The organism is Streptomyces sp. ATLC9, assembly GCF_057196705.1.
Genome location: NZ_JBXUOY010000061.1, coordinates 1 through 22,383, shown reverse-complemented (window position 1 = coordinate 22,383; position 22,383 = coordinate 1). Strand labels below are relative to the sequence as shown.

Below are 22,383 nucleotides of genomic sequence, written 5' to 3'. Positions count from 1 at the left end.
CCGCGGCGCCCCCCGCCCCCCCGGGGGCGGAAAGGGACGGCCCCCGCGGGAGGAAGCCGGGGGGGCCCGGTGGGGTCAGCGCGTCCCTGGGGCGGAGCGCTGCCCGGTCACCACGTCACGTTGCCGTTGCCGCCGTCGAAGACGACGTCGGAGCAGGAGTAGAAGTTCTCCTGGCTGTCGGAGCGGGTCCAGTGGATGTAGACGACGTGCTGGCCGGAGCGCTGCGGCAGCCGGACGTCCCAGTAGTAGTGACCGGTCTCGGAGCCGACGCTGCCCGACTGCGGCGGGTTGGTCACGGTGTTGATCTTCTCCAGGTCACCCCAGGCCAGAGCCTTGTTCGGGGACCAGCCCTGCCTGGTGATGTAGACGTCGAAGCGGCCCGGGTGGTGCGCCCAGTTGCTGTGCTTGATCCGGACGTTGGCGCCGGAGGTGAGGTGTGTCTTCGGCCAGTCGCCGCGGGCGGCGTTGTACGAGGAGAAGTCGAACGGCCCCCGGTCGCCGCCGCTGCACAGCTTGCCGTCCGGGATGTAGCCCGTGGTGCGCCCGCCGCCGTTGGAGTCGAGCACGGCGAACCAGTTGTACAGCCCGGTGGTCCCGTCCTCGCGGACCGCGGCCGCGCAGGCCGGGTTGGAGGGCATCTGGTGGTTGTTCCTGACCAGGTCCTGGTAGCACAGGTAGGTGCGCGAGCCCGGCATCATGGTCGCGCCGTGCGCCGTCGCCGGGGTGGGCGCGGAGGCCATGACGAGGCCGAAGAGGGCGGCCCCGAGGAGGGCTAAGGAGCGGGGGGAGCGGACCGGCGCCGTGCGCCGGGCGGTGTGCTGGACAGCCATGGTGGGGGGTCTCCTTCGGAGTCTTCCGCGTGGGCGGACCGCCGCCGGCGCCCGTCCGCGGAGCGGACCGGGCCGACCGCGACCCGCCACCGGGTGTGCGGCCGTACGTGGAGGCGCTCCCGTCGGCGGTGGTCGGCCGGAGGGGCGTGGGGTCGTCCGCGACCCGCGACTGGGAGCGCTCCCATCACTGGAATGTATCGCCGGATGGAGCGCCCGTAAACGTCTTCTCGCGACACGGCTTCGAAAACTCCGCGAAACGCGGCGTAAATCACCGCGAAACGGACCTGTGGCGTCGGTCCCGATGCCGATCCCGGCACCGCTTCGGGCTCCGGCGCGGAGCCGCGCCGCCCTACACGGCCGGACCGGCGGCCGTCTCCCCCGCCAGATACGCGCGCATCACCTCGGTGTGCGTCGGGAAGGCCAGCTCGGCCGGCTCCTTCAGCACCATCCACTCCGTGGCCTCGGCCGTGGGCGCCGGGGGCGGGAGGTCCGCGGCGTCCCGCTCGGGCAGCAGACCGAAGACGAGCAGACTGGTGCCCCCGTCGTGGACGTCGACGAGGGCCACGTCCCGAGCCGCGGCCTCGAGCCCGGTCTCCTCCCACAGCTCGCGCACGGTGGCCTGCCGCCAGCTCTCGCCCAGCTCCATGTAACCGCCGGGCAGCGCCAGTTCGCCGCGGAAGGGCTCGATGTCCCGCCGCACCACCACCAGGCCCCGGCCGCCCCCGGCGGTGGCCACGGGCTGGAGCGCGACCGCCACGGGCAGGGGGTTGGCCCAGCTCGTCTCGCCGCAGCCCGCGCAGTCCCTGGGCCACCCGGCGCCGTCCGCGTAGCGCGTGCCGCAGTACGGGCAGTGGGTGATGCGGCGGCCCGGCGTGAACCCCATGTGCTGACCGCCCCTCTTCCGTTCCTCCGTGCAAGGCCGCCCGCCGATGGTTCGGTGGCGCTCCGCCCCATCCAACCCGATGGACCGGCGGGGCGGTGCGCGGGGGGGGGGGGGGGGGGGCGCTGGGGGCGCCGCCCCCCCCCCCCGCGGGGGCGGGCGGGGGGGGGGGGGGGGCGGGGGCCCCGCCCCCCCCCCCCCCCCCACCCCGGTCACGTCCGACCGCGTGTCAGCGGTTCGGTGCGTCCGGCAGCTTGGCGCAGGGGTGGTCGATGCCGTGGTCGACGACGTAGTCGCCCGCACCGCCGGCCTGGTAGTGCCGGGTGGCGGTGCCCGCGGCCGAGGCCAGGACGGGGACGCCCGCGGTGCCCGTCCGTCGCGCCCCCTTCGGGAACGGCCTCGCCCCGGCGGGCCGCGCCCTGCCCGAGCCGATTCGGACAACCTGTGGCCAACGAGTACGACCGCACTGGGAAGAGCCTCCGGGCTTGGTACGGTCGTGACACATGGTGACGGACCATCACCATGACGCGATCAATGGGGAGCACTGATCACATGCGCAAGCTGATGCGACGCCTTTCCTCGGGAGCCGCCGCGCTCGCCGTGGCCGCCACGCTCGGTCTGACCACGACAGGAACCGCCGCAGCCGACACCACCGCCGCCCCCGGCCAGATCAGCGTCCAGGAACAGGAGCTCCTGAACTCCGACACCCCGAAGACGGTCGAGATCGACCCCGCCACCGGGGAAATCCTCTCGGTCGAGGCGGGGGACACCTGGATCCGGCCCATGATCAGCAACCGCAACATCTGCTACTCCACCGACGGCTGCTACTACAGCGGCAGGGTGCCGTACGCCAACCAGGGCTTCTACGGCACCGCGGGTACGTACACGGGCTCCTGGCCGTACCGCAGCGGGTACTACACCGGCAAGTACACCGCGCGGGCCTGCTGGACGTCCGCCTGCACCCAGACGAGCCTGCCCCCGAACACCACCGCGACCTTCGGGGGCACACTCGTGACCGGCACGTCCTTCCGCATCTACTGACCGGGGCGCCCCGCCGTCCGCTCAACCCTGATCCCGTGTGGGCCCGCCGGAGCGCCGGCGGGCCCACACCATGCAGCGCGTCAGTTCGGCCCACTCGAAGTCGCGGTCGAATATCTCGGCGGGCTTGTCCGCGGTGTACCTCGGCGTGAACAGGTGTACTTGTTACAGCTGTGCTTATTCCAGGCTCCGATTCTCCCTCGTGGAAGGGCGGACCCCGCCGGGCCGCCGATTCCCGGCTCGACAGCACCTACATCCCGCATCCCGCTTCGCCACCAGGTGCGCCTCGCGCAATCGGCCGCGCAGGGCCGCATCTCTCCTGCCCTACCACCGGACGAGCCACGGCCCCGGCCCGGCCGAGGAGCCCACTGCTGCGTCCGCGCCTTGCGCGCAGGCGGCAGCCGGAAGGACTGGCAGCCGTTCCTGGGAGGCCGCTCCTTCAGGTGGTCACCTCGTTCAAGGAGCGGCGGGCTTCGCGGAATGGGTTGCCTCGCGAGTGGCGAGGGTTACCTCAGGAGCAGCAACCGGAGGGAAGTGCTCATGGGAAACGTCCATGTGCGCAAGGGAGAGTACCGGTACGCCTACCACACCGATCCCGACTGTTCCGCGCTGAACGGCAAGCCGGAGACCTTCGTCGGGAAGGTGGAGATCCCCGAGGAAGACGCGGAAGCCGAGGGGCTCAAGCCCTGTCGGCAGTGCAAGCGGTAGCAGGCGTGGTCGTTCCTTCCGGGCAGGGCCACGGCATCGATTCGAGGAGGGGAACGTGGCGTTGAGGCGGAAAGGATCACGGCGCATCGTGGTCGACGGCACGGCCTACCGCCGGCGTCTGCGCGAAGACCTACGTATGACCAGGGCATGTGCTGGTCCCCCTGCACCTACGCCGTCGAACAGGCCGACCGGCCGGGTGCCGTGCTGGTCGTCACGACCCCGAGCACACGTACGAAGACCCCGCACCTAGCGTCGTGGCTGGTGGCGGGGTCCGTCGGTACCTTCTGCGAGGTACCCCCGGCAGGATTCGAACCTGCGCACACGGCTCCGGAGGCCGTTGCTCTATCCCCTGAGCTACGGGGGCCTGTCGGCGGCGGTCGGTTGATCGCGGCGACAGGTAGAACACTACCAGCTTCCCGGGGGTGGATCGGACAGGGTTCGCGGGCGCCGGCCGGGCGGAAAAGGGCGAAAGCCGGACGCGGGCGGAGGCGCGGGCCTACTCTCTGGGGTGTGCCTGGGATGTCCGGCCGGGTCCTTGTGGTGGACGACAGCAAGGTCATCCGGCAGCTGATCAGGGTCAACCTCGAACTCGAAGGCTTCGAGGTCGTGACCGCGGCCGACGGTGCCGAGTGTCTGGAGATCGTGGAGCGGGTGCTGCCCGACGTGATCACGCTCGACGTGGCCATGCCCCGGCTCGACGGCCTGCGGACCGCCGAGCTGCTGCGCGCCGGTGAGCGGACGCGCGGCATCCCCCTGGCGATCGTCAGCGCCTGTACGCGGTCGGAGCTGGACGGCGAGCGGGCGCGGGCGGCGGGGGTGGACGCGTTCGTGGCCAAGCCGTTCGAACCGGTGGAGCTGGTACGGACGGTGCGGCGGCTGGCCGCCGGCGGGCGCGGGGACGGCGAAGCGTGCGGGACGGAGCCCGCCGTACGGCAGCCGGGGTGACCTCGCCGGGCGGGGTGGCCGGAGCCGGCCGGTGTGAGGTCCGTGTCATCCCTCGAAACGCGTTCGCGTCTCCCCACCCCCTCTCCCATACCCTTGACGCGTGACTCCCGCCCAGCTCTCGCGCACCGTGCTGCGCACCGTGCGCAGTGTGGCCGGCGACGGCGCGCTGGGCGAGCTGCCCCCGGGCGCGCTGGAGGCGCTGGACGGGCTGCCGGAGCGGATCACCGTGGGGCGTCCGCCGCGGCCGGGCCGCGGGGACTACGCCACCAACGCCGCGCTGCGGCTGGCCGCCGCCACCGGACGTCCCGCCCGGAGCGTGGCCGAGGTCCTGCGGGAGAGGCTGGCCCGCGAGGAGGGCATCGCCGAAGTGGCGGTCGCCGGGCCCGGCTTCCTCAACATCACCGTGGCGGGCGGGGCCCGCGCGGAGCTGGTGGAGGCCCTGGCGTCGCGGGAGGGGGAGTACGCGGTCGCGCCGCGCACCGACCCCGCGCGCGATGTCCTCAACTGGGCCGCCGCCACCGGCGGGGAGCTCGGCCCGGAGCTGCTGGAGCAGCGCGAGTCCAACCCCCTCTTCCTCGTGCAGTACGCACACTCCCGCGCCCGGGCGCTGCTGCGCGGCGCGCGCGCCCTCGGCTTCGCTCCCGAGGCCGGGGCGGACGGGTACGCCTACGACGCGCCGCGTGAGACGGAACTGCTGGGGGCGCTGGCCGAGTACGAGCGGATCGCCGCACCGGGCGACCCCGGCCGGCTCGCCCGCCACCTGGGGACGGTCGCAGACGGCCTTCTCGGCATACACGCGTCCGTGCTGCCCGTGGGGGAGCAGAAACCCCTGGCCGCCCACCGCGCCCGGCTGGCCCTCGCCCAGGCCGCCGGGACGGTGCTGGCCGGCGGCCTGTCCCGGTTGGGCGTCACCGCACCCGTACATCTGTGATGGAGATCACGAACCGATCATGAGCCGTTCCGCACACCCCGCCGGGCCCCGCCACGCCGACGTCCTGCCCGAGGGGCACTACACCCCGCCGCCCGCCGACCTCAACGCCCTGGACCCGCGCGTGTGGGCCCGTACCGTCGCCCGCGACGAGCGGGGGGTGACCACCGTCGGCGGGCTGGACGTCGTCACGCTGGCCGAGGAGTTCGGCACCCCCGCCTACGTCCTGGACGAGGACGACTTCCGGGCCCGCTGCCGCGCCTGGCGCGAGGCCTTCGGCGACGGGGCCGACGTGTTCTACGCCGGAAAGGCCTTCCTGTGCCGCGCGGTGGTGCGCTGGCTGACCGAGGAGGGCCTCAACCTCGACGTCTGCTCCGGCGGCGAGCTGGCCACCGCGCTGGCCGGCGGGATGCCCGCCGAGCGCATCGCGCTGCACGGCAACAACAAGTCCACCGCCGAGATCGAGCGGGCCGTCGGGGCCGGGGTCGGCCGGATCGTGCTGGACTCCTTCCAGGAGATCGCCCGCGTGGCGCACATCGCCGAGCGGCTCGGGCGGCGCCAGCGGGTGCAGATCAGGGTGACGGTGGGCGTGGAGGCGCACACCCACGAGTTCATCGCCACCGCCCACGAGGACCAGAAGTTCGGGCTCGCGCTCGCCGACGGGCAGGCCGCCGAGGCGGTGCGGCGGGTGCTGAAGCTGGACAGTCTGGAGCTGGTGGGCATCCACTCCCACATCGGCTCGCAGATCTTCGACATGGCCGGTTTCGAGGTCGCCGCGCGCCGTGTGGTGCAGCTGCTGACCGAGGTCCGCGACGAGCACGGCGTGGAGCTGCCCGAGATCGACCTCGGCGGTGGTCTGGGCATCGCCTACACCCCCGACGACGACCCGCGCGAGCCCCACGAGATCGCCGGGGCGCTGCACGGGATCGTCGCCCACGAGTGCCGGGCGGCCGGGCTGGCCGCGCCGCGGCTGTCGGTCGAGCCGGGCCGGGCCATCGCCGGTCCGACGACCTTCACCCTCTACGAGATCGGCACCGTCAAGGAGCTCCCGGGTCTGCGCACCTACGTCAGCGTGGACGGCGGCATGTCCGACAACATCCGCACCGCGCTGTACGACGCCGAGTACTCCGTGGCGCTGGCCTCCCGCACCTCCGAGGCCGCGCCGATGCTCTCGCGCGTGGTCGGCAAGCACTGCGAGAGCGGCGACATCGTGGTGCGCGACGCCTTCCTCCCCGCCGACCTGGCCCCCGGCGACCTGCTGGCCGTCCCGGCCACCGGCGCGTACTGCCGGTCCATGGCGAGCAACTACAACCACTCCCCGCGTCCACCGGTGGTGGCGGTCTCGGCCGGCGGGGCCCGGGTGATCGTGCGGCGCGAGACGGAGGAGGACCTGCTCGGCCTGGACGTCGGCTGAGCCCGGCCCGGGCGGCGGGCCCCTCACCGGGGCATCTCAAAAACGGAGGATGACGTCTCGCATGCTGGATGGAACGGGGGATCCCGTCACCCGTGCGTGAGACTTGAGTCCCCAGGACTGTGGAGAAGCGAGGTCTGATGATGCGTACGCGTCCGCTGAAGGTGGCGCTGCTGGGCTGTGGGGTCGTCGGCTCAGAGGTGGCACGCATCATGACGACGCACGCGGAGGACCTCGCCGCCCGGATCGGGGCCCCGGTCGAACTGGCCGGGGTCGCCGTCCGCCGTCCCGGAAGGGTCCGCGAGGGCATAGCGCCCGAGCTGGTCACCACCGACGCCGCCGCCCTGGCGGCGCGGGACGACATCGACGTGGTGATCGAGGTCATCGGCGGCATCGAGCCGGCCCGCACCCTGATCACCACCGCCTTCGAGCACGGCGCCGGCGTCGTCACCGCCAACAAGGCGCTGCTGGCCGAGGACGGTCCGGCCCTCCACGAGGCGGCCGAGAAACACGGGACGGACCTCTACTACGAGGCCGCCGCCGCGGCCGCGATCCCGCTGGTGCGCCCGCTGCGGGAGTCCCTGGCAGGCGACAAGGTCAACCGCGTCCTGGGCATCGTCAACGGCACCACCAACTTCATCCTCGACCGGATGGACTCCACCGGCGCCGGGTACTCCGAGGCGCTGGACGAGGCCACCGCCCTGGGGTACGCCGAGGCCGACCCGACCGCCGACGTCGAGGGCTTCGACGCCGCGGCCAAGGCCGCGATCCTGGCCGGTATCGCCTTCCACACCCGCGTCCGCCTGGACGACGTGCACCGCGAGGGGCTGACCGAGGTCACCGCCGCCGACATCGCCTCCGCGCGGCGCATGGGCTGCACGGTCAAGCTGCTGGCCATCTGCGAGCGTGCCGCCGACGGGCGCTCGGTCACCGCCCGGGTCCACCCGGCGATGATCCCGCTGGCCCATCCGCTCGCCTCCGTCCGCGAGGCGTACAACGCGGTCTTCGTCGAGGCGGAGGCCGCCGGCCGGCTGATGTTCTACGGGCCCGGCGCGGGGGGCGCGCCCACCGCCTCGGCGGTGCTGGGCGACCTGGTCGCCGTCTGCCGCAACAAGCTCGCCGGTGCCCGGGGGCCGGGGGAGTCCGCCTACGCCCAGCTCCCGGTGAGCCCGATGGGCGAGGTGGTCACCCGCTACCACATCAGCCTGGACGTCGCCGACAAACCGGGCGTCCTCGCCCAGTGCGCCACCGTCTTCGCCGAGCACGGGGTCTCCATCGACACCGTGCGCCAGCAGGGCATCGACGGCCCCGGCGACGGCGCTTCACTGGTCGTCGTCACCCACCGCGCGTCGGACGCCGCCCTGTCGGCGACGGTCGAGGCGCTGCGCAGACTGGACACCGTACGCGGCGTCGCGAGCACCATGCGGGTCGAAGGGGAATGAGGAAGATGACCGTCACCACCGCCAGTCCTGGCACCAGCACTCCTCGAATGTCCGGCGCCCACCAGTGGCGGGGCATCATCGAGGAGTACCGCGACCGGCTTCCGGTCACCGACGACACCCCCGTCGTCACCCTGCGCGAGGGCGGTACCCCGCTCGTGCCCGCGCAGGTGCTCTCCGAGCGCACCGGCTGCGAGGTCCACCTCAAGGTCGAGGGTGCCAATCCCACCGGATCCTTCAAGGACCGCGGGATGACGATGGCCATCAGCCGCGCCAGGCAGGAGGGCGCGAAGGCCGTCATCTGCGCCTCCACCGGCAACACCTCCGCCTCGGCCGCCGCCTACGCGGTGCGCGCGGGGATGGTGTGCGCGGTGCTGGTGCCGCAGGGCAAGATCGCGATGGGCAAGATGGGCCAGGCGCTGGTCCACGGCGCGAGCATCCTCCAGGTCGACGGCAACTTCGACGACTGCCTCACCCTGGCGCGCGGCCTGTCCGACAACTACCCGGTGTCGCTGGTCAACTCGGTCAACCCGGTGCGGATCGAGGGCCAGAAGACCGCCGCGTTCGAGGTCGTCGACATGCTCGGCGACGCCCCCGACATCCACGTCCTGCCGGTCGGCAACGCGGGCAACATCACCGCCTACTGGCGGGGCTACCGGGAGTACGCCACACCCGGTCCCGACGGCGGGGTCCACGCCTCCCGCAAACCCCGGATGTGGGGCTTCCAGGCCTCCGGCTCGGCGCCCATCGTGCGGGGCGAGCCGGTCAAGGACCCGCGCACCATCGCCACCGCCATCCGTATCGGCAACCCGGCCTCCTGGGAGTACGCGGAGGCGGCACGCGACGAGTCCGGCGGGCTCATCGACGAGGTGACCGACCGCCAGATCCTGGCCGCCTACCGGCTGCTGGCCGCGCAGGAGGGCGTCTTTGTCGAACCCGCCTCGGCGGCCTCGGTGGCCGGGCTGCTCAAGGCGGCCGAGCAGGGGAAGGTCGACCCCGGCCAGCGGATCGTCTGCACCGTCACGGGCAACGGTCTGAAGGATCCGGACTGGGCCGTGCAGGGCGCTCCGCAGCCGATCGTCGTCCCCGTCGACGCGGACGCCGCGGCCGAGCGCCTCGGCCTGGTGTGAGGCCGCCGGACCCGTGACGTCCCCCGCGCCGGGTGCGGCCCCGCGCGGGCTCGCACCCGGCATGGGGGCGCACCGGTGGTGCGCGACACGCATCGTGCGCCTCCCGTACGCCCTGTACCGCCACCGAACCGTCCTTCGATAGGGTGGGGGTACGTCCCGACCTGTCATACGGCATGTGCCAGAGGTCAGTGGACCGGTCCGGCCCCCAGCCGCGGTTCCCGAAGGCGTCGCGTCGCGCGTCCGCGATCCGCACCGGACCGGCGTCCGCCCGCACATCCGACCGAGCATCCGAGCAGCACAGTCCCCGCAGTCCCACAGGACAGACACACCAAGGAGAGTCAACGAGCGATGGCCGGTCCCGCGTTCCGCGCCGCCGCCGTCCGGGTGCGTACCCCCGCCACCAGCGCAAACCTCGGCCCCGGCTTCGACGCCCTCGGTCTGGCCCTCGGCCTGTACGACGACGTCGTGGTCCGCGTCGCCGACTCCGGACTGCACATCGACATCGCCGGCGAGGGCGCCGACACCCTGCCCCGCGACGAGAGCCACCTGCTCGTACGCTCCCTGCGCACGGCCTTCGACCTGCTGGGCGGCCAGCCGCGCGGCCTGGAGGTCGTCTGCGCCAACCGCATCCCGCACGGCCGCGGGCTGGGTTCCTCCTCCGCGGCCATCTGCGCGGGCATCATCGCCGCCCGCGCGGTGACCACCGGCGGCGCCGAGAAACTCGACGACACCGCCCTGCTGGAGCTGGCCACGGAGATAGAGGGGCACCCCGACAACGTGGCCGCCTGCCTGCTCGGCGGCTTCACCCTCGCCTGGACGGACGGGGGCGCCGCACGGGCGATCAGGATGGACCCGGACCCCGCCGTCGTTCCGGTGGTCTTCGTCCCCGACCGGCCGGTGCTCACCGAGACCGCCCGCGGGCTGCTGCCCCGCAGCGTCCCCCATGTGGACGCGGCCGCCAACGCCGGCCGTGCGGCCCTGCTCGTCGAGGCGCTGACCCGCCGCCCCGAACTCCTGCTGCCCGCCACCGAGGACCGGCTCCACCAGGAGTACCGCGCCCCCGCGATGGAGGAGAGCGCGGAACTGGTGCGCCGGCTGCGCGCGGACGGGGTGCCCGCCGTCATCTCGGGCGCCGGGCCCACGGTCCTGGCGCTGGCGCGGGACGCCGCGGCGGACAAGGTCGCGCGCCTGGCGGGCGACGGATGGGCGGCCAACCGGCTGTCCCTCGACACGGCGGGAGCCGGTGTGCTGCCGCTGGCCGGCACGGGCCGGTGACACGAATGCGGGCCTTGGAGAGGGGGAATGTTTGTTGGGTCCGGTAGTGTTAACCTCAAGTCTGCACTCGCAGCCTCCTGGGACGACCCGAGGGCGGTGCGGTGCTCTCCGTGATCCCATGGGTACAGTCCCATACGGGGCCACTCCTTCTTCCGGGAGCCTCCAGAACTGCCTGAGCAGCCTGCCGAGCAGTGCCGAGCTCGCTCCGGAACGGCGTGATCGACGCACGTCACCCCCTCACGCCACCCATGTATTGACTGTGTACTGATTCCTCCGCCGTATATCCGGGCGGAACCACCGCCCCGGCCCGGTCGAGACGAAGACCGCCGCCGGACAGCACAACCGGTCGCCGAGCCAGACAGGCCGACGCCCGCTCCAGGGAAGGACCCTTCGTGAGCGATACCACCGATCTGATGGGCGTGGACGCCGCCGAAGCCGCCGCGCCCGCCACGGACGCCCCTGCCGCGCCCGCATCCGGTACCGCCCCCAGGCGTCGCCGCTCCGGCACGGGCCTTGAGGGCATGGTTCTCGCCGAACTGCAGCAAGTCGCCTCCGGTCTCGGTATCAAGGGCACGGCGCGGATGCGCAAGAGCCAGCTGATCGAGACGATCCGGGCCAAGCAGGCCGAGAACGGCTCGGGCTCCGCTCCCGCCGCCGCGGCCGAGACCTCCGCCGCACCCGCCGAGAGCAAGCCGCGCCGCCGTGCGACCTCCAAGGCGCGCACGGGCGAGAGCGCCGGGGGCGACGCGGGCGAGGCCGCTCAGCAGCAGATCGACATCCCCGGCCAGCCCGTCAGCGACGAGCCCGCCGGTGAGCGCCGTCGCCGCGGCGGCAAGAGCGGCGAGGGCAAGAGCGGCGAGAGCAGGGGCGAGACCCCGGCCGCCGCCGACACCGCCGAGGACAAGCCCGCCGAGGGCAGGGGCGACGGCGGCCGACAGGACAAGCAGCAGGACAAGGGCGGCGACCGCCAGGGCAAGGGTCGTCAGCGCGACCGCCGCGGCAAGGACGGCGGCCAGCAGCAGGGCCAGGACGGCGGAAACCGCCAGGGCCGCGACCGGGACAACCGCGGTGACCGCGACGACGACCTCGAGAGCGGCCGCCGCGGCCGCCGGGGCCGCTACCGCGACCGCCGGGGCCGCCGGGGCCGCGACGACTTCGCCACCGAGCCGCAGATCTCCGAGGACGACGTCCTGATCCCGGTCGCCGGAATCCTGGACATCCTCGACAACTACGCGTTCGTGCGCACCTCCGGCTACCTGCCCGGTCCGAACGACGTGTACGTCTCCCTGGCCCAGGTCCGCAAGAACGGTCTGCGCAAGGGCGACCACGTCACCGGTGCGGTCCGGCAGCCGCGCGAGGGCGAGCGGCGCGAGAAGTTCAACGCGCTGGTCCGCCTGGACTCGGTGAACGGGATGTCGCCGGACAACGGCAAGGGCCGGCCCGAGTTCGGCAAGCTCACCCCGCTGTACCCGCAGGAGCGGCTGCGGCTGGAGACCGAGCCCAACCACCTCACCTCGCGGATCATCGACCTGGTGTCGCCCATCGGCAAGGGGCAGCGCGGTCTGATCGTGGCCCCGCCGAAGACCGGCAAGACGATGGTCCTGCAGTCGATCGCCAACTCCATCACCCGCAACAACCCCGAGTGCCACCTGATGGTCGTGCTCGTGGACGAGCGGCCGGAGGAGGTCACCGACATGCAGCGGTCGGTCAAGGGCGAGGTCATCTCCTCGACCTTCGACCGCCCCGCCGAGGACCACACCACCGTCGCCGAGCTGGCCATCGAGCGGGCCAAGCGACTGGTGGAGCTCGGCCACGACGTGGTGGTGCTGCTGGACTCGATCACCCGTCTGGGGCGCGCGTACAACCTGGCCGCCCCCGCCTCGGGCCGCATCCTGTCCGGCGGTGTCGACTCCACCGCGCTCTACCCGCCGAAGAAGTTCTTCGGCGCCGCGCGGAACATCGAGGACGGCGGCTCCCTGACGATCCTGGCCACCGCGCTGGTCGAGACCGGCTCGCGGATGGACGAGGTCATCTTCGAGGAGTTCAAGGGCACCGGCAACATGGAGCTCAAGCTCGACCGGAAGCTCGCCGACAAGCGGATCTTCCCGGCGGTGGACGTCGACGCGTCCGGCACCCGCAAGGAGGAGATCCTGATGGGCGCCGAGGAACTGGGCATCGTCTGGAAGCTGCGGCGCGTCCTGCACGCGCTGGACCAGCAGCAGGCCATCGAGCTGCTGCTGGACAAGATGAAGCAGACGAAGTCGAACGCCGAGTTCCTGATGCAGATCCAGACGAAGACGCCGATGCCCGGCAACGGCGACTGACCGGCGTCCGGCACGGACCGCAGCACGGCGAGGGCCGCACCACCGCACCCGGTGGTGCGGCCCTCACCGTGTGTCACCGCCGCGCCACCGGCCTGCCGCCGTGCCCGTCGTCCCCGCCGCGGCCGGGACGCGGAGTGATCAGGCCCGACAGGGGTACGCCGTCGCAAGGGGAGAAGGAAGCCCTTCGCCGACCGCCGTCGGTCCGGTCCGACCCGGTCCGGCGGCCCGGACAGGCGCCGGACGGCCCCGCGGCGGCCCCACGCGGCAGAGGGACGGGCGGCAGACGAGGAACGACATGGCGGACGAGGACACCACCCCCGGCGGCGGGGAGAGCGGTGGACGGAAGGGCCGGAGCCCGCGCCCGCGGCGGCGCGGGGGGCTGTACGCGGCCGTGTGGGCCACGGTCGGCGCCCTCGTGCTGGCCGGGGCCGGACTGGGGCTGCTCTACTCCAGGATCGACGGCAACATCGCCGGCGTCGACATCGACTCCGTCCTGGGCCCCGACCGGCCCGCCGACGTTCCCGACGGCACGCTCGACATCCTGGTCCTCGGCTCCGACACCCGTTCCGGGGACAACTCCCGCTACGGCCGCGACGACGGCACCGCCCGCTCCGACACCGCGATGATCGTCCACATCGGCAGGGAGCACGACCGGGCGTCCGTCGTCTCCGTCCCCCGCGACACCCTCGTGGAGCGGCCCGAGTGCGAGAGGACCGGCGGCGGCACGGCACCCGCCGCCCGGCGCGTGATGTTCAACCAGGCGTACGCGGTCGGCGGCCCGGCCTGCACCGTCAAGACGGTCGAGTCGATGACCGGCATCCGCATGGACCACTACGTCGAACTCGACTTCAACGGCTTCGAGAAGGTGGTCGACGAACTGGGCGGGGTGGAGATCACCGTCACCGAGCCGATCGAGGACGAGGACAGCCGGCTGGACCTGGAACCGGGACGCCGCACCCTGGACGGGGAGGAGGCCCTGGCCCTGGTCCGCACCCGCAAGGGCGTGGGCAACGGCAGCGACCTGGGCCGCATAAAGCTCCAGCACGCCTTCGTCGAGGCCCTCGCCGACCGGGTGGCGGAGATCGGGATGTTCTCCGACCCCAGGAAGACCTACGGTCTCCTCGACGCCGTCACCTCCCACCTCACCACCGACGCGGCCCTGGCCTCGGTCTCCGACCTGGCCGGTCTGGCCAGGGTTGTGAAGGACATCGGCTCCCAGGACATCCAGACGGTCACCCTGCCGGTGCGCTACTCCCCCGCAGACCCCAACCGGGTGGTGCCGATCGGGGTGCAGACGGAGCGGATCTGGGACGCGCTCAAGGCGGACCGGCCGATCCCCGACTCCGCCACCAGGGGATCCGCCGCCCGGGAGGCCGAGGAGGCCGAGGACGCCGTGGAGGCGGGGGAAGCCGGGGAATAGCATCCGCCGCCACCTGGTTTTGGGAGGTGCGGCCAGTAGTGGCAGACTGGTGCGTCGGTCCCGGTTCACGCGCAGGCAGCCGTCCCCGTCGCCCGCCCATCGGGCGCGAGGAGCCGGTGCGACCCGGAACCCTCCCGATACCTAGGAGAGACCTTGAAGCGCGACATCCACCCGGAATACGTGGAGACCCAGGTCAGCTGCACCTGCGGTAGCTCCTTCACCACCCGTAGCACCGTCGCCGACGGCACCATCCGTGCCGACGTGTGCTCCGCGTGCCACCCGTTCTACACGGGCAAGCAGAAGATCCTCGACACCGGTGGCCGTGTGGCCCGCTTCGAGGCCCGCTTCGGCAAGAACGCCGGGTCGAGGAACAAGAAGTAGCGACCCCGAACGCCGGTCCTCGGCCGTCCCCCTCCGGGAGGGCCGGACCGGCGTTTTGCCGTCCCGGCAGCCCTCTCCCCACACGAAGGACTCAACGATGTTCGAGGCGGTCGAGGAACTGATCGGCGAGCACGCCGACCTCGAGAAGCGGCTCGCCGACCCCGCCGTGCACGCGGACCAGGCCAACGCCCGCAGACTGGGCAAGCGCTACGCCGAGCTGACCCCGGTCGTGGGCGCGTACCACGACTGGAGGCGCACCGGCGACGACATCGCCACCGCCCGCGAGCTGGCCGCCGACGACCCGGACTTCGCCGCCGAGGTCAAGGAGCTGGAGGTCCGGCGCGAGGAGCTCACCGAACGGCTGCGGCTGCTGCTCGTCCCGCGCGACCCCAGTGACGACAAGGACGTCATCCTGGAGATCAAGGCGGGCGAGGGCGGCGAGGAGTCCGCGCTGTTCGCCGGCGACCTGCTGCGCATGTACCTGCGCTACGCCGAACGGCGGGGCTGGAGGACCGAGGTCATCGAGTCCAACGAGTCCGACCTCGGCGGCTACAAGGACGTCCAGGTCGCGGTGAAGACCAAGAGCACCGCCGAGCCCGGCCAGGGCGTGTGGGCGCGGCTGAAGTACGAGGGCGGCGTCCACCGTGTCCAGCGGGTGCCCGCCACCGAGTCCCAGGGCCGCATCCACACCTCCGCGGCCGGCGTCCTCGTCCTCCCCGAGGCCGAGGACGTCGACGTCGAGATCAACCCGAACGACCTGCGGATCGACGTCTACCGTTCCTCCGGTCCCGGTGGCCAGTCCGTGAACACCACCGACTCCGCCGTCCGCATCACCCACGTGCCCACCGGCATCGTCGTCTCCTGCCAGAACGAGAAGAGCCAGCTGCAGAACAAGGAGCAGGCGCTGCGCATCCTGCGCGCCCGGCTGCTGGCAGCGGCCCAGGAGGAGGCGGAGAGGGAGGCCTCCGACGCGCGCCGCAGCCAGGTGCGTACGGTGGACCGGTCCGAGCGGGTGCGCACCTACAACTTCCCGGAGAACCGCATCTCGGACCACCGGGTGGGCTTCAAGGCGTACAACCTGGACCAGGTGCTGGACGGCGACCTGGACGCGGTGGTCCAGGCGTGTGTGGACGCCGACTCCGCGGCCAGGCTGGCCGCGGCTCAGTAACCGTGCGCCCCGCCCCGGGGCGCACAGGGACGGGTGGAGGACGAGGAACGTGAACGTACTGCTCGCCGAGGTGGCCCAGGCCACCCAGCGGCTCGCCGACGCCGGAGTGCCCTCCCCGCGCTTCGACGCGGAGGAGCTGGCGGCGTACGTGCACGGTGTCGGGCGCGGGGAACTGCACCGCGTCGCCGACGCCGACTTCGACGCCCGCTACTGGGAGGCCGTCGCCCGCCGCGAGGCCCGCGAACCGCTCCAGCACATCACCGGCCGGGCCTTCTTCCGCTACCTGGAACTCCAGGTCGGCCCGGGGGTGTTCGTACCGCGCCCCGAGACCGAGTCCGTGGTCGGCTGGGCGATAGACGCCGTGCGCGCCATGGACGTCGCCGAGCCCCTGATCGTCGACCTGTGCACCGGCTCCGGAGCCATCGCGCTCGCGCTCGCCCAGGAGGTGCCGCGCTCGCGCGTGCACGCCGTGGAGCTGGACGAGGGCGCGCTCGGGTGGGCCCGCAGGAACACCGAGGGCTCCCGCGTCACCCTGCACCACGGCGACGCGACGGCCGCCCTGCCCGAGCTGGACGGCCGGGTCGACCTCGTCATCTCCAACCCTCCCTACATTCCGCTCACCGAGTGGGAGTACGTCGCCCCCGAGGCGCGTGACCACGATCCGCAGATGGCGTTGTTCTCCGGTGAGGACGGACTGGACGTCATCCGCGGCATCGAACGCACCGCGCACCGCCTGCTGCGCCCCGGCGGCCTGGTCGTCGTCGAACACGCCGACACCCAGGGCGGCCAGGTCCCCTGGATCTTCACCGAGGACCGCGGCTGGGCGGACGCCGCGGACCACCCCGACCTCAACAACCGGCCCCGTTTTGCCACAGCCCGCAGGGAGGTGCCATAGATGGCACGGCGTTACGACTGCTCCGACGCGACCGACCGCGCGACCGGCCTGCGCGAGGCCGCCTCGGCGGTCCGCCGAGGCGAACTCGTCGTGCTGCCCACGGACACGGTCTACGGCATCGGCGCCGACGCCTTCACCCCGGAGGCCGTCGGCGACCTGCTGGAGGCCAAGGGACGCGGGCGCGGCATGCCCTCGCCCGTCCTGATCGGCTCCCCCAACACCCTGCACGGCCTGGTCACCGACTTCTCCGAGCAGGCCTGGGAGCTGGTGGACGCCTTCTGGCCCGGCGCGCTCACCCTCGTCGCCCGCCACCAGCCGTCGCTGACCTGGGACCTGGGCGAGACCGGCGGTACCGTCGCCGTCCGCATGCCGCTGCACCCGGTGGCGATCGAGCTGCTGACCGAGACCGGTCCGATGGCGGTGTCGTCGGCCAACCTCACCGGCCACCCCGCCCCGCAGACCTGCGACGCCGCCCAGGAGATGCTGGGCGACTCCGTCGCCGTCTACCTCGACGGCGGCCCCACCCCCGACTCCGTGCCCTCCTCGATCGTCGACGTCACCGCCCCGGTGCCCAGGCTGCTGCGTGCGGGCGCGATCAGCGCGGAGGAGCTGCGCAAGGTCGTGCCCGGCCTCGAGGCCGCCAGTTGACCCCGCCCGCCGGGGCGTCCGAGGAGCATGGCATACCGGTCTTCCGCATCCTCCACGTCTCCACGGGGAACGTCTGCCGCTCGCCCATCACCGAGCGGCTGACCAGGCACGCCCTGGTGGCCAGACTCGGCGACGAGCGGGCCGGCGGGCTGGTGGTGGAGAGCGCGGGGACATGGGGGCACGAGGGCGCGCCGATGGAGGAGCACGCGGCGGAGGTCCTGGCGGAGTACGGCGCGGACCCGTCCGGCTTCCTCGGCCGCGAGCTGCTGGACGAGCACGTCATCAGGGCCGACCTGGTGCTGACCGCCACCCGCGACCACCGGGCGCAGGTGATCTCCATGGGGCACTCGGCGGGGCTGCGGACCTTCACGCTCAAGGAGTTCACCCGCCTGGTGCGGGCCATCGACCCCGCCACCCTGCCCGGCCCCGACGCGGACGGCGGGGTGGTCGGGCGCGCCCGGGCCCTGGTGCGGGCCGCCGCGGCGCTGCGCGGCTGGCTGCTGGCGCCCAGCGCGGAGGCCGACGAGGTCTACGATCCCTACGGCGCCCCCATCACCTACTTCCGCAGTGTCGGCGAGGAGATCAACGCGGCGCTGGACCCGGTGGTCACGGCGCTGACGGGGGTCCCGGCGCGGACGTGAGACCGTGCCGGACGGTGCCGGGCGGTGCCGGGCGCGCAACCGTCCGCACCGGGCCGTTGTCTAAGGTGTGGTGGTCCCGGGGGTAAGCCCGGGGAGCCAGCGAGAGTTCTGGGGAATCCGTGCGTGAATACCTGCTGACGCTGTGCGTCACGGCAGCGGTCACCTATCTCCTCACCGGCCCGGTGAGGAAGTTCGCGATCGCGGCGGGCGCGATGCCCGAGATCCGGGCCCGCGACGTGCACCGCGAACCGACGCCCCGGCTCGGCGGCATCGCCATGTTCGGCGGGCTGTGCGCGGGTCTGCTGGCGGCCTCCCAGCTCACCAACGTCGGCGGCGTCTTCCGGCTCTCCGACGAGCCCCGCGCGCTGCTGGCCGGCGCCGGCCTCATCTGGCTGCTGGGCGTCCTGGACGACAAGTGGGGCGTGGACGCGCTGATCAAGCTCGGCGGCCAGATGATCGCCGCGGGCGTGATGGTCTGGCAGGGTCTGACGATCCTGTGGCTGCCGGTGCCGGGTGTGGGGAACGTTGCCGTGACTCCCCTTCAGGGCACGCTGCTGACCGTTGCGCTGGTCGTTGTCACTATCAATGCGGTCAACTTCGTGGACGGTTTGGACGGCCTTGCCTCCGGCATGGTCGCCATCGCCGCCGCAGCGTTCTTCGTCTACGCCTACCGGATGTGGTACGGCTATGGCATTGAGGGAGCTGCGCCTGCCACTCTCTTCGTCGCGGTTCTCATGGGCATGTGCTTGGGATTCCTGCCGCACAACATGCATCCTGCGCGGATCTTCATGGGCGACTCGGGATCGATGCTTATCGGACTGGTACTGGCTGCGGGCGCTGTGTCCATCACCGGCCAGATCGATCCGGATCGGATCACCGAGTCCGAGGGTTCCATTCGCTCGGGTGTGTACGCGATGGTGCCGGTCTACATGCCGGTGCTGCTGCCGCTGACGGTCATCGCGGTGCCCATCGCCGACCTGGTGCTGGCGGTGGTGCGGCGCACCTGGCGGGGCCAGTCGCCGTTCGCCGCCGACCGCGGCCATCTGCACCACCGGCTGCTGGAGATCGGCCACTCCCACAGCCGCGCGGTGCTGATCATGTACTTCTGGTCGGCGCTGATCGCCTTCGGCGCGGTGGCCTTCTCGGTGCGCTCCTCCAGCCTGGTCATCGTGCTCGCGATCGTGCTGCTGAGCGCGGTGGGACTGGTGATCCTGCTGCTGCCGAGGTTCACCCCGAGGGTGCCGCACTGGGCGCAGCGGCTCGTGCCGCCGCGCTACCGCGCCCGGCGCGGGCGGGCCGAGCGGCCGGGGGAGGAGGCCGACGGCGCGGACGAGGGCGCCGCGCGGACCGGCCCGGAGGCCGGGCGGCGGCCCGCGGGGGCGACGGCGCTCGGCGAGTACGATCGCCTGGTGCGCGAGGGCCGCCCGACGGCCGACAATCGCTCATAGCGGTCCGGCCGCCGTTGACCGGTACGGAGCACCGCCGGCTGACCCGCTTGTGTGACAGTCCGCACACGAACTAGGTAAAGACCTCATCAAATAGTTTGTGATACCGTTCACGAGTCCGGTGAGAAGGCCGGTGGCCTCCGGTGCCCCCGATCAGCGATTCCGTGCCGCCGGGCGACCACCGCTTTCGAAGGTCACGCACCGCCCCCCGTAGACCACCCTGCTGGAGCAGCGTTTATGCAGTCGAACGACGCCCGGATTCTTCGTGGCGCCGCGATTCCCTCAGCCGGTGCCGGCCTGGTCGGCGTGATCGTCGGCGCGTTCGTCTCGGGAGGCGAGGGCGCCCTGGGAGCAGGACTCGCCACCGTGGTGGTGCTCGCCTTCTTCGGCGTGGGCCTCCACGTGCTCGGCCGGATCGGGCGGCAGTGGCCCGAACTCCTGCTCGGGGCGGGGTTCCTGGTCTACACGACCCAGGTGATCGCCATGTTCCTGGTGATGAGGCTCCTGCGGGACGCCGCCTTCATGGACGGCCGCGTGTTCGGTTTCACAGCGCTGGCCTGCCTCCTGGTGTGGCTGGCGGCCCAGGCATGGACGCACACCCGGATCAAGACGCCGTACGTGGAGCCCGCCGGGCCCGGCGAGGCCTCCCCGGGCCCCTCCGCCGCGGAATCCCGCGCGTGACCGCGAACAGCGCGAAGGCTCGGGGCAGGGGTGGTGGCAAGCCATACCCGCCGGGCTGCTATCGTCCGACGCCGAGAGGGCCGCGAGCCTTGGCGAAGGCGCTGTGCGGGACAGCGCCGGACGCTCCTCGCCTCTTCACGGGGCCGTCCTGCCGCAGCGCCGGCCGGTCTCTTCCCGCCCACCCCCAGTCCAGTGCCGCCCCGTGGCCCAGCGCCATGCCGACACCCCGAGGTAGCCGTACCCATGCGTCCGACCGAAGGAGCTCGCGGTGAGTAGTGACCAGTTGCTCGCCTTCGAGGTTGACTGCCACCTGTTCAAGGACTGTGGCTTCCAGGCCCCCAGTGTGTGGTCGTTCCTCTTCGACCCGATCTTCGAGGTCGGCGGCGTCGAGTTCAACAAGCCGATGCTCCTCGCGCTCATCGGCACGGCCGCGATCCTCACCTTCTTCTGGATGGCCTTCTCCAAGCCCAAGGTGGTCCCCGGCAAGCTGCAGATGGTCGCCGAGGCGCTGTACGAGTTCGTGCGCCGGGGCATCGCCCGGGAGGTGATGGGGAAGAAGGGCGACCCCTTCATCCCGCTGCTGGTGTCGCTGTTCTTCTTCGTGTGGATGCTGAACCTCTGGGCGATCATCCCCATCGCCCAGTTCCCGGTCAGCTCGGTCATCGCCTACCCGGCCGGCCTCGCGGTCGTCGTCTGGATCACCTACATGACGGTGACCTTCAAGACGAACGGATTCGTCGGCGGGATCCGCAACCTCTGCGTCCCCGGCGGACTGCCGAAGCCGATCTACGTGCTGCTCACGCCGATCGAGTTCATCTCCAACATCTTCGTGCGGCCCTTCACGCTGGCGGTCCGGCTCTTCGCGAACATGTTCGCCGGCCACATCCTGATCCTGATCTTCACGATCGCCACCTGGTACATGCTCGGCACCTTCCTCGGCACCCTCTACGCGACCGCCTCGTTCGCGATGACGGTGGTGCTGACGGTCTTCGAGCTGTTCATCCAGGCGCTGCAGGCCTACGTCTTCACCGTGCTGACCGCCACCTACCTCTCCCAGGCCCTGGAAGAGGCGCACTGACCGGACCGCTGCCGCGGTCCCGCCCAGCCACCACCCGCCCAACCCCAGACGTCCGGTGGACCAACCACCCACCGGCCCACCAAGAGAAGGAACCCAAGGAATGTCTGCTCTGGAGACCCTCGCAGCTGTCGAAGGCAACGTCGGCACCATCGGCTACGGCCTCGCCGCGATCGGCCCCGGTATCGGCATCGGCATCATCTTCGGTAACGGTGTGCAGGCCATCGCCCGCCAGCCCGAGGCCGCCGGCCTCATCCGCCAGAACATGCTGCTCGGCTTCGCGGTCGTCGAGGCCCTGGCGCTGATCGGCTTCGTCGTTCCCTTCATCCTCTGACGAAGCCGCAAACGGAACCGACGAAAGGTCCACCATGATGAACCTGGCAGCTTCGGAAGCGCAGTCCCCGCTGCTTCCGGTCTGGCCCGAGGTCGTCATCGGCCTGATCGCCTTCGGCATCGTCTTCTTCGTGTTCGCCAAGAAGCTCCTCCCGGCCATCAACAAGGCCCTGGACGAGCGCCGCGAGGCGATCGAGGGGGGCATCGAGAAGGCCGAAGCTGCTCAGGCCGAGGCGCAGCAGACGCTCGAGGAGTACCGAGTCCAGCTCGCCGAGGCTCGTCACGAGGCCGCGCGCCTGCGCCAGGAGGCGCAGGAGCAGGGCGCCGCGCTCATCGCCGAGATGCGCGAGGAGGGCCAGCGGCAGCGTGAGGAGATCATCGCCGCGGGCCACGCCCAGATCGAGGCCGACCGTCGGCAGGCCGCGCAGTCGCTGCGCCAGGACGTGGGCAAGCTCGCCACCGACCTGGCCGGCAAGCTGGTCGGCGAGTCCCTGGAGGACGTCGCCCGGCAGAGCCGCACGATCGACCGCTTCCTCGACGAGCTCGAGGGGAAGGCGGCCTCCGCCGAGTCCTCTGGAGCCGCCCGATGAACGGAGCGAGTCGCGAGGCACTGGCCGCCGCCCGGGAGCGACTGGACGCGCTGACGGACTCCACGTCCGCCGACGCGGCCCGGCTCGCCGAGGAACTGGCCGCGGTCACCGCGCTGCTCGACCGCGAGGTGTCGCTGGGCCGGCTCCTGACCCCCCCCGCGCCGGCCGGCGCGGGCCACCCCCCCCGCGGGCGTCGCC

At 72.2% G+C, this 22,383-nt stretch carries 21 protein-coding genes, 1 tRNA gene and 3 pseudogenes; 21 read left to right on the top strand and 4 right to left on the bottom strand.

What is annotated here, in order from left to right; translation table 11 throughout:
* Nucleotides 1-113: 113 nt before the first annotated feature.
* From AC2CJA_RS09710 to AC2CJA_RS09700, 3 genes and pseudogenes are all read right to left on the bottom strand, one after another.
* A pseudogene (locus AC2CJA_RS09710) lies at nucleotides 114-830 on the bottom strand (lytic polysaccharide monooxygenase auxiliary activity family 9 protein); the annotation flags it as partial.
* Nucleotides 831-1,179: 349 nt separating this feature from the next.
* The gene (locus tag AC2CJA_RS09705) at nucleotides 1,180-1,713 is read right to left on the bottom strand and encodes an NUDIX domain-containing protein (RefSeq protein ID WP_484602254.1); all 534 of its coding nucleotides are present in this window, start codon (nucleotides 1,711-1,713) and stop codon (nucleotides 1,180-1,182) included.
* 271 nt (nucleotides 1,714-1,984) lie between these two features.
* Nucleotides 1,985-2,077: pseudogene (locus AC2CJA_RS09700) on the bottom strand (M23 family peptidase); the annotation flags it as partial.
* A 185-nt stretch (nucleotides 2,078-2,262) separates the two neighbouring features.
* Between AC2CJA_RS09700 and AC2CJA_RS09695 the strand changes: the two are divergent.
* Nucleotides 2,263-2,751 carry a hypothetical protein gene (locus AC2CJA_RS09695; RefSeq protein WP_484602253.1) on the top strand — a complete coding sequence of 163 codons (489 nt, stop codon included), beginning with the start codon at nucleotides 2,263-2,265 and terminating at the stop codon, nucleotides 2,749-2,751.
* Nucleotides 2,752-3,288: 537 nt separating this feature from the next.
* A complete protein-coding gene (locus tag AC2CJA_RS09690; RefSeq protein WP_484602252.1) occupies nucleotides 3,289-3,456 on the top strand; it encodes a hypothetical protein in 168 nt (55 codons plus the stop codon).
* A gap of 292 nt (nucleotides 3,457-3,748) precedes the next feature.
* On the opposite strand, the gene AC2CJA_RS09685 is transcribed toward AC2CJA_RS09690, so the two are convergent.
* Nucleotides 3,749-3,820: transfer RNA gene (locus AC2CJA_RS09685), tRNA-Arg, on the bottom strand.
* 155 nt (nucleotides 3,821-3,975) lie between these two features.
* On the opposite strand from AC2CJA_RS09685, the gene AC2CJA_RS09680 reads away from it, so the two are divergent.
* From AC2CJA_RS09680 to AC2CJA_RS09590, 19 genes and pseudogenes are all read left to right on the top strand, one after another.
* Nucleotides 3,976-4,401 (top strand): response regulator, encoded by a 426-nt coding sequence (locus tag AC2CJA_RS09680; RefSeq protein WP_484602257.1) that lies wholly within the window; start codon nucleotides 3,976-3,978, stop codon nucleotides 4,399-4,401.
* 100 nt (nucleotides 4,402-4,501) lie between these two features.
* The gene (locus AC2CJA_RS09675; RefSeq protein WP_484602251.1) at nucleotides 4,502-5,332 is read left to right on the top strand and encodes a DALR anticodon-binding domain-containing protein; all 831 of its coding nucleotides are present in this window, start codon (nucleotides 4,502-4,504) and stop codon (nucleotides 5,330-5,332) included.
* A 19-nt stretch (nucleotides 5,333-5,351) separates the two neighbouring features.
* Nucleotides 5,352-6,743, top strand: a complete 1,392-nt coding sequence (gene lysA, locus AC2CJA_RS09670) for a diaminopimelate decarboxylase (protein WP_484602250.1) — start codon at nucleotides 5,352-5,354, stop codon at nucleotides 6,741-6,743.
* A gap of 140 nt (nucleotides 6,744-6,883) precedes the next feature.
* Entirely contained in the window at nucleotides 6,884-8,182 is a 1,299-nt protein-coding gene (locus tag AC2CJA_RS09665; RefSeq protein WP_484602256.1) for a homoserine dehydrogenase, read from the top strand.
* A gap of 47 nt (nucleotides 8,183-8,229) precedes the next feature.
* The gene (gene thrC / locus AC2CJA_RS09660) at nucleotides 8,230-9,309 is read left to right on the top strand and encodes a threonine synthase (RefSeq protein ID WP_484602255.1); all 1,080 of its coding nucleotides are present in this window, start codon (nucleotides 8,230-8,232) and stop codon (nucleotides 9,307-9,309) included.
* Between the two features lie 348 nt (nucleotides 9,310-9,657).
* On the top strand, nucleotides 9,658-10,584 hold the full coding sequence (gene thrB, locus AC2CJA_RS09655) for a homoserine kinase (protein WP_484602249.1): 927 nt from the start codon (nucleotides 9,658-9,660) through the stop codon (nucleotides 10,582-10,584).
* 392 nt (nucleotides 10,585-10,976) lie between these two features.
* On the top strand, nucleotides 10,977-12,908 hold the full coding sequence (gene rho, locus AC2CJA_RS09650; protein WP_484602248.1) for a transcription termination factor Rho: 1,932 nt from the start codon (nucleotides 10,977-10,979) through the stop codon (nucleotides 12,906-12,908).
* A 295-nt stretch (nucleotides 12,909-13,203) separates the two neighbouring features.
* Nucleotides 13,204-14,328: an LCP family protein gene (locus tag AC2CJA_RS09645; protein ID WP_484602247.1), complete on the top strand. Its 1,125-nt coding sequence runs from the start codon at nucleotides 13,204-13,206 to the stop codon at nucleotides 14,326-14,328.
* Between the two features lie 153 nt (nucleotides 14,329-14,481).
* A complete protein-coding gene (gene rpmE / locus AC2CJA_RS09640; RefSeq protein WP_484602246.1) occupies nucleotides 14,482-14,709 on the top strand; it encodes a 50S ribosomal protein L31 in 228 nt (75 codons plus the stop codon).
* 97 nt (nucleotides 14,710-14,806) lie between these two features.
* Nucleotides 14,807-15,877: a peptide chain release factor 1 gene (gene prfA / locus AC2CJA_RS09635; protein WP_484602245.1), complete on the top strand. Its 1,071-nt coding sequence runs from the start codon at nucleotides 14,807-14,809 to the stop codon at nucleotides 15,875-15,877.
* 49 nt (nucleotides 15,878-15,926) lie between these two features.
* Nucleotides 15,927-16,772, top strand: coding sequence for a peptide chain release factor N(5)-glutamine methyltransferase (gene prmC, locus AC2CJA_RS09630; protein ID WP_484602244.1), 846 nt, complete (start codon nucleotides 15,927-15,929; stop codon nucleotides 16,770-16,772).
* A complete protein-coding gene (locus AC2CJA_RS09625; protein ID WP_101255644.1) occupies nucleotides 16,773-17,420 on the top strand; it encodes an L-threonylcarbamoyladenylate synthase in 648 nt (215 codons plus the stop codon).
* Nucleotides 17,417-18,061, top strand: a complete 645-nt coding sequence (locus AC2CJA_RS09620; RefSeq protein ID WP_484602243.1) for an arsenate reductase/protein-tyrosine-phosphatase family protein — start codon at nucleotides 17,417-17,419, stop codon at nucleotides 18,059-18,061. The genes AC2CJA_RS09625 and AC2CJA_RS09620 overlap by 4 nt, the downstream gene beginning before the upstream one ends.
* 119 nt (nucleotides 18,062-18,180) lie before the next feature.
* The gene (locus AC2CJA_RS09615; protein WP_484602242.1) at nucleotides 18,181-19,509 is read left to right on the top strand and encodes an MraY family glycosyltransferase; all 1,329 of its coding nucleotides are present in this window, start codon (nucleotides 18,181-18,183) and stop codon (nucleotides 19,507-19,509) included.
* Between the two features lie 234 nt (nucleotides 19,510-19,743).
* Nucleotides 19,744-20,187 carry a Cg1360 family ATP-synthase-associated protein gene (locus tag AC2CJA_RS09610; RefSeq protein WP_484602241.1) on the top strand — a complete coding sequence of 148 codons (444 nt, stop codon included), beginning with the start codon at nucleotides 19,744-19,746 and terminating at the stop codon, nucleotides 20,185-20,187.
* A gap of 268 nt (nucleotides 20,188-20,455) precedes the next feature.
* Nucleotides 20,456-21,265, top strand: a complete 810-nt coding sequence (gene atpB, locus AC2CJA_RS09605; protein WP_093847671.1) for a F0F1 ATP synthase subunit A — start codon at nucleotides 20,456-20,458, stop codon at nucleotides 21,263-21,265.
* A gap of 100 nt (nucleotides 21,266-21,365) precedes the next feature.
* The gene (gene atpE / locus AC2CJA_RS09600) at nucleotides 21,366-21,596 is read left to right on the top strand and encodes an ATP synthase F0 subunit C (RefSeq protein WP_155071927.1); all 231 of its coding nucleotides are present in this window, start codon (nucleotides 21,366-21,368) and stop codon (nucleotides 21,594-21,596) included.
* A 34-nt stretch (nucleotides 21,597-21,630) separates the two neighbouring features.
* Nucleotides 21,631-22,185 carry a F0F1 ATP synthase subunit B gene (locus AC2CJA_RS09595; RefSeq protein WP_093847669.1) on the top strand — a complete coding sequence of 185 codons (555 nt, stop codon included), beginning with the start codon at nucleotides 21,631-21,633 and terminating at the stop codon, nucleotides 22,183-22,185.
* Nucleotides 22,182-22,383, top strand: a pseudogene (locus tag AC2CJA_RS09590) (F0F1 ATP synthase subunit delta); the annotation flags it as partial. The gene AC2CJA_RS09595 and the pseudogene AC2CJA_RS09590, both read left to right, overlap by 4 nt.

What these genes read in the sequence shown, in the direction of transcription:
- prfA (WP_484602245.1), top strand. Translation starts at nt 14,807, where the DNA reads ATGTTCGAGGCGGTCGAGGAACTGATCGGCGAGCACGCCGACCTCGAG.
- AC2CJA_RS09665 (WP_484602256.1), top strand. Translation starts at nt 6,884, where the DNA reads ATGCGTACGCGTCCGCTGAAGGTGGCGCTGCTGGGCTGTGGGGTCGTC.
- AC2CJA_RS09625 (WP_101255644.1), top strand. Translation starts at nt 16,773, where the DNA reads ATGGCACGGCGTTACGACTGCTCCGACGCGACCGACCGCGCGACCGGC.
- AC2CJA_RS09680 (WP_484602257.1), top strand. Translation starts at nt 3,976, where the DNA reads ATGTCCGGCCGGGTCCTTGTGGTGGACGACAGCAAGGTCATCCGGCAG.
- AC2CJA_RS09705 (WP_484602254.1), bottom strand. Translation starts at nt 1,713, where the DNA reads ATGGGGTTCACGCCGGGCCGCCGCATCACCCACTGCCCGTACTGCGGC.
- AC2CJA_RS09695 (WP_484602253.1), top strand. Translation starts at nt 2,263, where the DNA reads ATGCGCAAGCTGATGCGACGCCTTTCCTCGGGAGCCGCCGCGCTCGCC.
- atpE (WP_155071927.1), top strand. Translation starts at nt 21,366, where the DNA reads ATGTCTGCTCTGGAGACCCTCGCAGCTGTCGAAGGCAACGTCGGCACC.
- lysA (WP_484602250.1), top strand. Translation starts at nt 5,352, where the DNA reads ATGAGCCGTTCCGCACACCCCGCCGGGCCCCGCCACGCCGACGTCCTG.
- thrB (WP_484602249.1), top strand. Translation starts at nt 9,658, where the DNA reads ATGGCCGGTCCCGCGTTCCGCGCCGCCGCCGTCCGGGTGCGTACCCCC.
- AC2CJA_RS09610 (WP_484602241.1), top strand. Translation starts at nt 19,744, where the DNA reads ATGCAGTCGAACGACGCCCGGATTCTTCGTGGCGCCGCGATTCCCTCA.
- AC2CJA_RS09595 (WP_093847669.1), top strand. Translation starts at nt 21,631, where the DNA reads ATGATGAACCTGGCAGCTTCGGAAGCGCAGTCCCCGCTGCTTCCGGTC.
- thrC (WP_484602255.1), top strand. Translation starts at nt 8,230, where the DNA reads ATGTCCGGCGCCCACCAGTGGCGGGGCATCATCGAGGAGTACCGCGAC.
- AC2CJA_RS09645 (WP_484602247.1), top strand. Translation starts at nt 13,204, where the DNA reads ATGGCGGACGAGGACACCACCCCCGGCGGCGGGGAGAGCGGTGGACGG.
- AC2CJA_RS09690 (WP_484602252.1), top strand. Translation starts at nt 3,289, where the DNA reads ATGGGAAACGTCCATGTGCGCAAGGGAGAGTACCGGTACGCCTACCAC.